Here is a 5,247-nt window from a genome sequence, read left to right as displayed (position 1 = left end):
TGGTGACTACATATTCAAAGTTGGCAGTGCCACCGACCTCGATCTCTGGACCTGTTGCCTCGTCTGCATCTTCTCCGTTGGTGGATTTTTCGATGTCGATGTCTGGTGCTGCTGGTGGTGGATTCTTGTCAGGAATCTCTGAGATAAAACCAGCCGTTTTAGCACTTCCATTACCACCATTGGTTGATTGGAGACGAACATACCAATCTGTTTGCTCAAGTATTTCGCGAATCAGATCGTCCGTTAAATCTTGCGTCCCTGAGATGATAAAACTACCTTCTTGGACAATGCCATCTCCTTGACCCCCATTACCAAACTTAACTAGAGCATCATAGGGTCTATCTACACCGCCACCAGAAAGATTGATACCAAGAAGATTATTTGAATCTACCGCATCTGGACCAATAATAAAGTCTGTACCAGCAACTGGAGAACTGATAACACTATCACTTGTACCAGAATTGTTATTTGCGTAGGTAGTAATGTCATCAATAGTCAAGCCTAACGTATTGATTAAGTTCTGATCGTCAATATCAAAGGCAACCCCGATCATATCTTCAGTACTAGAGTTGGAGGCATCCGCAACGCGCAAGGTCACTTGAATGTCTTTGAAACCATCACCATTAAAGTCTCCACCATAACCAATGACAACATCAATAGCCTCATCCGTACTACCGAGTTGCTCATTAAAAACAGTTTCAAAGAGGCAAGCACCAAAGTGGTTGCTGGGGTCACTATCAGTAACAGTTTCTCCTCCGCCAAGAGGAAAAGAATCTGTGAAAGTCGTCGTCGCAACCTCACCATTACTTCCCGTCGCAGTCAAATTTAACGTTGCATTCAACGCATCTGGTGGACCCAAGCCAGTACCATTATTATCTGTCGGTACTTCCCAGGTTGTCACTACCTGACCATTCTCTGTACCATCCAGGTCACCTTCGCCTCCATCAGTGACTTCAATAGGATCATATGCATCCACATCCCCATCATCTCCAGGATCAGTAGGGTCATCTTCAATCTCAAACTTAATCGTTGAACCTAGTTCAAATCCAGTAGCGCTAATAGTCACCGTTTCACCCGGTGCGTAATCCTCTTTATCCGTCTCTACTTGAGGAAATTCCTGTTGATCCATAATCGTAAATTACCTTGAGTTAATATTTCATCTTTGTGAAGCACCCCCTATTGAAATTACTTTCTCAGCAAAATCAATTGTTCACAGTATAGACATAAATAAAAGCTGATATCAACCTGTATATTCACAAAAGCAACAATCTTCATCAAATCTTTATCAAAAACACCCTTGATTATAAAGATTTGATAAAGTTGTATAGATATTGGGCAAATATTATAGCGCTATAGGCAAGTCATAAGTTAGAATTAATCTGTAACTAAGTTTTTCCCTGCGGAATTATTCAGGAAGCAAAATTAAAAAATCTCCAGGCCCTAAATCCGTAGTGCTAAATTGTTACGCATTTAAATCATATAGCAATGTGCGCTGGCATATTTACAAATTGCAGGAGGTGTCCAATAACTAAAATCTTATAGAACCCCCGATCGTATCTTTGGACGCGGTATGTGCTTTTGGCTTCCGTCCTCAGCCTGAGGAAGTTGTGGAAATTCAGGAACGAGAATGGGGAAAAAGCGGATGATATAAAATCCGGTTATACAGTAATCGCAAAATTACTTTATCTTAATACAGATTTTCTATTAAACATCTCCAATAATCAAAAATCAAATTAATTATTATCCATAAATTATCAATTATCATTTTCTTTGTGGGTTTAATACCCCACCGTCAACGGGGGTGTTCACGCATTACTTGGGGGAGCGAATCCCCATATAATTTTCCTCCTGTCTCCTGTCTCCTGTCTCCTGTCTCCTTCTTCAATTCCCCTACTCTGTAGGGACGTTGCATGCAACGTCCCTACTTCCTGCTCCCTCTTTTCGAGGAGATGTCTATTGAATACGAATTTAAAAATTCATGCTATTCAAATCCTTTCTTTCTCCTGACTCCTGACTCCTGACTCCTGACTCCTCAGCTATACGATAACTAATCATCCGGATTTGATATGAGACCCCGCGTCGCCCAATAGCAAACCTGGTAGCTTTCCTTGCAGGTAGAAAAATACTCTCATCTCCCCATCTCCCCATCTCCCCATCTCCTGATCAGATATCATTCACTATAAGCAGTCCGCACCAGAATTACAGTACAATCACAACCACGAGCGATCGCCTCTGGAATATTGCCATTAATTGCTTGTTTCAAAAATCCTTCCTTACTAGCACCAATAACTACAACGTCACAGTTATGAGCATCAGCCAAATCAACTACAGCAATTGAAACAGAAGTAGCACAGACTACAGTAGCCATAACTTCTGTATCCAAGCGATTCTGAAGAATCTTTGCTGCTTGTTTCATTTCCTCAATATTAGGCTTAACAACAGACTTAGTTAAAACCTGACATAAGAGAATTTCTGGCTTCACACTCAAAGAAACCAAGGCAGGCAAAAGCTTTACTGCTGCTGCTTGTGTAGGAATATCTCGAATGGGTACTAACCACCGTCGCCATCCTAAAAAAGAATACATATTATCAGAAACAAGATTATCCCGGTCTGCTTCAAATCTTTCATTAGTCTTAGTAATACCTTTGAATATTTCTTCCTCTTTTAACTTTCTAGCTCCCCATTTCACTACTATTACTTCACAAATAGCTTGTCGCATCAGAGTATCCACAATACTGCCAAAAACACGACCAGAAGCAGAATAGTCACCCTTCCAACCCATCAGTATTAGAGATATATGTCTTTCCTTAATAGTTTCCAAAATAGTATCAGCAACATCGTGACCAACCCGAATTTGAGTGTGCATAGGAATTTTCAAATCCTTAGCTATGCGTTCTGCCATTGCTAATAAACGACGACTCTTAGTTGTATCTACGACAGTCTCATCTGGGGAACTTTGACGAGGCACAATCAAAACTTGTAAACATTCTAATTCATAGTTGCGTTGCCGGGCGATGACAGCGGCGAGTTTTAGTAATGCGGGGGCGGTACTAGGATTACTTAATGGTACTAATAATCGACCATTCCCTATTTGAGGCGATCGCGTTTGATAAACTATATAAGAAGGTTTTTGACTATGAGTTCCCAGATTTGTCTTACCTATTTGTTCAGATTCTATTCGGATAATATCAGTATCAGTGATAATTCCTACCAAATGACGACCTTCCATTACAGGTAAACGACTAAGTTTGTATTGATGTAAAAGATACAAAACTTCGCTGAGATTATCTGTAGTTTTAACTGTCATGGGATGAGGTGTCATAAACTCTTTTAATAGGGTGTCTCCAGAAAGTTCGCGTTTGCGAGTGTAAGCTAAATCTGTCTGAGTGACAATACCTACGAGCAAGCCACTATCATCAAGCGCTGGAAAACCTCGATGATGGGAATTAGAAAACTTCTGCTTTACCTCATCCAAAGTTAAATTAAAATCAAGAGTTTCTACAGGAGTGTGCATGACTTCATCCGCACGAATATTGCTCAAATAATCATTTGCTGACTTCTCCTTCTTGAGTTGTAGACCTTTGAAATCTAAAACCCGGTCGGATAAAGACTTCTTATCTATCTTTTCTGCCATCAATAAAGCGACAATAGAAACAATCATTAGTGGCAACACTAAGCGAAAATCTTGTGTCTTCTCAAAAATAATTACTACTGCTGTCATGGGTGCTCTTGAGACAGCACAAAAGAATGCCCCCATTCCTGCTAGAGCAAAAATTGTTGGTTGTTCGATGCCGACTACATTACTTTGGCAAATTCCAACTATCTGACCCAGGGCAGATCCAATAACTAAGGATGGAGCAAAAAATCCGCCCGGGGCACCAGAACTGGCGGCAAATATTGTTAAGAGAAAGTGTTCGGCAAAAGCAATGAAACTCCATTTTAAGTTGGCTTCGTTACTGCCTAGCAATTCTCTTAAACCAGTATGGTTACGAAATGATTCTGGTAAAGATGCGATAATTAAACCACTAATTAATCCTGTGATAGCTATTCGCCAAGGTAATGTTAATTTTAGTTGGCGCTGAAATATGGAAGTCGCAATAATTCCTCGACTAAATACTGTCCCTAATAAACCTGCTAACATTCCCAAAATTATGTAAAAAGGAATTTCTTTGAGGTGTAAAAATCCTGTAATTGAGGTATCTAAGTAACTGCTCTTATCTAAGTATAAACTTTCTCCCCCTAGCATTTGGGAAACAACTGCACCGACGAAAGAAGCAATAATTGCTGGCCCCAAGGTGATACCAGAAACATCGTGCATTAGGTCTTCTACTACAAATAAAACTCCGGCGATGGGAGCGTTGAAACCAGCAGCTAACCCAGCAGCAGCACCACAAGCAATTAACTGACGACGGTAACTTGGAGAAGTGGGAACTAAACGACTGATCCAAGCTGCTAAGGATGCACCTATTTGCACTGTTGGGCCTTGTCGCCCTAATGTTAATCCAGAACCTACTGTCAGGATGGTAGTGAACATTTTGACCATGGCGATCGGGAAGTTTAAGGGAATGCGCATACCTGAGAGGGCAGCTTTGACTTGGGGTACTCCACTTCCTCCTGCTTCTGGTGCTAAACGTTCTACTAATAAACCTGCCACAAGTCCTCCAACCGCGCCAAAAATTGGTAATAATAGCCAAGGTGGATATTTGAGGGATGCAGCTATACGCAAACTACCTAGCCATCCTGCACCTTCTTTTAGTATGACTGCTGCTAATCCTGATACGATTCCGATTAAGCAAGCTTCAAAGACTGCTACACGTTTTGGTCTTAGCAGTGGATAAATAAAGTTTTTGAGATGGATTTGAACTTCTTGTCGGATATACTGATGCCACATAACGGAGTTTATGGTGTTGTTTTGGCAGTATGGAATAGAGTTTTGGTTTATTCTAATTCTTACTGGTTTTTTTTATCTTTTTCGGGCGTTGGTGATTTGAGGTATGATATCATGCCTGGATAATTAGTGAACAAAAAACTTTCTCCTTCCACTCCTGTTTATTCTTCTTTCTTTCCTCCTGACTCGGTCCGACTGACTTCCCTTCCTGGGAGGGGGAGGGGCGAGGGGTGGGTTGACTCCTAAGTAATTAAGATTAATATCATACACGCGCTTTACCAACACCTCTTTTTCGTTATGGGTTATCAAATCCGGTTAAACAGCCATAGAATGGTTAAGTTAGGAGTCCTCAGGAGTCA

Annotated in this window: 4 protein-coding genes; all 4 read right to left on the bottom strand. The window is 40.9% G+C overall.

What is annotated here, in order from left to right; genetic code table 11:
- On the bottom strand, nt 1-976 hold a 976-nt coding region (locus D5R40_RS30095; RefSeq protein ID WP_134239642.1), incomplete at its 3' end, for a hypothetical protein.
- Nucleotides 977-1,968: 992 nt separating this feature from the next.
- The gene (locus tag D5R40_RS30090) at nt 1,969-2,148 is read right to left on the bottom strand and encodes a hypothetical protein (RefSeq protein ID WP_124144292.1); all 180 of its coding nucleotides are present in this window, start codon (nt 2,146-2,148) and stop codon (nt 1,969-1,971) included.
- Nucleotides 2,149-2,170: 22 nt separating this feature from the next.
- Nucleotides 2,171-4,891, bottom strand: a complete 2,721-nt coding sequence (locus D5R40_RS30085) for a chloride channel protein (protein ID WP_124144291.1) — start codon at nt 4,889-4,891, stop codon at nt 2,171-2,173.
- Between the two features lie 123 nt (nt 4,892-5,014).
- Nucleotides 5,015-5,197: a hypothetical protein gene (locus D5R40_RS36440; RefSeq protein ID WP_124155662.1), complete on the bottom strand. Its 183-nt coding sequence runs from the start codon at nt 5,195-5,197 to the stop codon at nt 5,015-5,017.
- Nucleotides 5,198-5,247 lie beyond the last annotated feature (50 nt).

It is taken from the genome of Okeania hirsuta, assembly GCF_003838195.1.
GTDB classification, from domain to species: domain Bacteria; phylum Cyanobacteriota; class Cyanobacteriia; order Cyanobacteriales; family Microcoleaceae; genus Okeania; species Okeania hirsuta.
The sequence above is the reverse complement of the archived record's forward strand: the minus strand, read 5'-3'. Positions and strand labels throughout refer to the sequence as shown.